Consider the following 2,534-nt stretch of genomic DNA (forward strand, 5'->3'; position numbering starts at 1 on the left):
CGTGAAGAGTTTCGGGCGCCGGCAGGCGTACGAAAGTCCCCGAGGAAGGAACCCGCGGGCCACAGGCGATGGTTATGGGGATTTCGATTTGCGGCTGGTGTCGGCGATGGCGCGACCGCCGCTGGGAAGCGCTGAGGTGAATGCGGACAGACCGCTTCGTTGCGCCTCCGCGCGGTGTTGTCGGGACGGTGGACGGCTGGGCGCGGCTCTGTCGGCGTCGATAATCACCATAGGCGTGCGTCGATCCGTTGCCGGAGGCTGAGTGCCTGCAGCTGAAGGCTGAACCATTCCATGCCGGGTCATGGCGTGCTGCTCCCGGTCGACGGGGAACCGTTTGGCGGTCCGCGCGGCTGCCTCCGTCGTTCGAACACCTCGATCACGATCATGCGGCCGCCACAGCAGGGGCATGGCGGGCGGAAGTTGTCCGGTTCGTCCGTGGTGTCATCGTCGGACGGTGCGGTGACGTTCAGGAGTTCACGAACAAGCGCGAGGCTGGCCCTGCGAGCAGAGCCGGCAAGCAGGCCGCAATGCCGGATGCGGTGGAATCCCTTTGGCAACACGTGGAGCAGGAAGCGGCGGATGAACTCGTCGGTCGCGAGCGTCATGAGCTGCTGCCGGTCGGCGCCGTCGCGGCGGTAGTCCTTGTAGCGGAAGGTGACCCCGTCATCATCGAAGCGGATGAGGCGGCTGTTCGAGATCGCGACCCGGTGCGTGTAGCGCGACAGGTAGGCGAGCACCGCTTCAGGCCCGGCGAACGGCGCTTTGGCATAGACCACCCAGCGCTTCTTCCGGATGGGAGCAAGATGGCGCAGGAATGCCCGCCGCTCGATCAGGTGCGCGATCGACCCGAAGAAGCTGAGCCGGCCCGCCTCGTGCAGCGCGACCAGCCGGGTGAGAAACAGGCGGCGGAACAGCTTGCCGAGAACCCTCACCGGGAGCAGGAAGGCCGGGCGCGACGATATCCACCGGCTTCCGTCCGGCGCGATGCCGCCGCCCGGCACGATCATGTGGACATGCGGATGGTGCGTCATCGCCGATCCCCATGTGTGTAAGACGGCGGTGATGCCGATGCGCGCGCCGAGATGCTTCGGATCCGTAGCGATCGTCAGCATCGTCTCCGCTGCCGCCTTGAACAGCAGGTCGTAGACGAGCGCCTTGTTCTGGAACGCGATGTCGGCGACCTCGGCGGGCAGCGTGAACACGACATGGAAGTAGCCGACCGGCAGCAGGTCGGCCTCACGCTCGGCCAACCACGTCCGTGCGGCCGCGCCCTGGCACTTCGGGCAGTGCCGGTTGCGGCAGGAGTTGTAGGCGATCCGCCATTGGCCGCAGTCCTCGCAGGCTTCGACGTGACCGCCAAGGGCTGCGGTGCGGCAATGCTCGATCGCCGACATGACCTTGAGCTGGGCGAGGCTCAGATGACCTGCATGGGCGGCCCGATAGGCGGGTCCGGCAGCACGGAAGATGCCGGCGACCTCGATCGAGGCGCGCACGGCTCAACCGTCAGGCGAGATCTCTCCCGGCTTGAACAGCCCGAGTTTGTCGAGCGGGCTCGTCACGGCACGCACCGTGCGGGTCGCCACCTTCGCGTAAAGGGCGGTGTTGTTGAGCTTGGCATGCCCGAGCAGGACCTGGATGATGCGGATGTCGGTGCCGTCCTCCAGCAGGTGGGTGGCGAAGCTGTGGCGCAGCGTGTGCGGCCCGACCCGCTTGGCGATGTCGGCGGCCTGGGCCGCCTCGACGACGATGCGATAGAGCTGCCGCGTGCTGATCGGCTTCATCGCGTGCTGTCCGGGGAACAGCCAGCCGTCGCGGTGCATCACGCCCTGCTGACGTCCGACCTTCCACCACTCACGCAGAAGCGTGAGCAGGTCCTCCGAGAGCATGGCGTTGCGATAGCGCCCGCCCTTGCCACGCTCGACGCGCAGCAGCATGCGCTCGCTGTCGACGTCGGCAACCTTCAGCATCGACACCTCGGCGACACGCAGGCCCGCGCCATAGGCGACTGACAATGCGGCCTGGTGCTTGAGGCAGGTGGTGGCGTTGAGCAGCCGGGCCACCTCGTCGCGGCTGAGCACCACGGGCAGGTTGCGCGGATGCGCCAGCCGGACGAGCCGACGCGCCAGGTCCGGGCGGTCGAGCGTTTGGGTGAAGAAGAAGCGCAGCGCCGACACGATGCTGTTCATCGTCGGCACGGGAACGCCGTCTTCCTGCTGCTCGATCTGAAACCGACGTAGGTCGTCGGCGGTCGCTGTGTCTGGTGAACGCCCGAGGAATGTCGCCAAGCGTCCGATATCGCGGAGATAGTTGCGCTGCGTCTCGCGTGAGAAACGCCGCATGTTCATGTCGTCGATCAGCCGCTGGCGCAGCGGGCTGATCCGGGCATCGAGAATAGGATGGTGCATGGTCAGGCTCCTTGTTGAAGAAGCCCGCCATGCTCTGCTCGAGCCGAACGACGCTCAACGCGAGCGCGACGACCGGTTCTTGATCTCTACCTCAACCGCAGGCGCCCCTCCCGCGCAGCGGGTTCGTTC

General features: G+C 66.7%; 2 protein-coding genes. Both read right to left on the reverse strand.

Annotated features, from left to right (window positions below; translation table 11 throughout):
- Positions 1–299: 299 nt before the first annotated feature.
- Entirely contained in the window at positions 300–1,493 is a 1,194-nt protein-coding gene (locus NKH59_RS33175) for an IS91 family transposase (RefSeq protein WP_352692019.1), read from the reverse strand.
- 3 nt (positions 1,494–1,496) lie between these two features.
- Positions 1,497–2,405: a tyrosine-type recombinase/integrase gene (locus NKH59_RS33180; RefSeq protein ID WP_352692017.1), complete on the reverse strand. Its 909-nt coding sequence runs from the start codon at positions 2,403–2,405 to the stop codon at positions 1,497–1,499.
- Positions 2,406–2,534: the final 129 nt, after the last annotated feature.

This window comes from Mesorhizobium sp. M0998, from assembly GCF_040318885.1.
Lineage (GTDB): Bacteria > Pseudomonadota > Alphaproteobacteria > Rhizobiales > Rhizobiaceae > Mesorhizobium.

Excerpts from the sequence above, each read along its gene's own strand:
- NKH59_RS33180 (WP_352692017.1), bottom strand. The coding sequence starts at position 2,405 with ATGCACCATCCTATTCTCGATGCCCGGATCAGCCCGCTGCGCCAGCGG.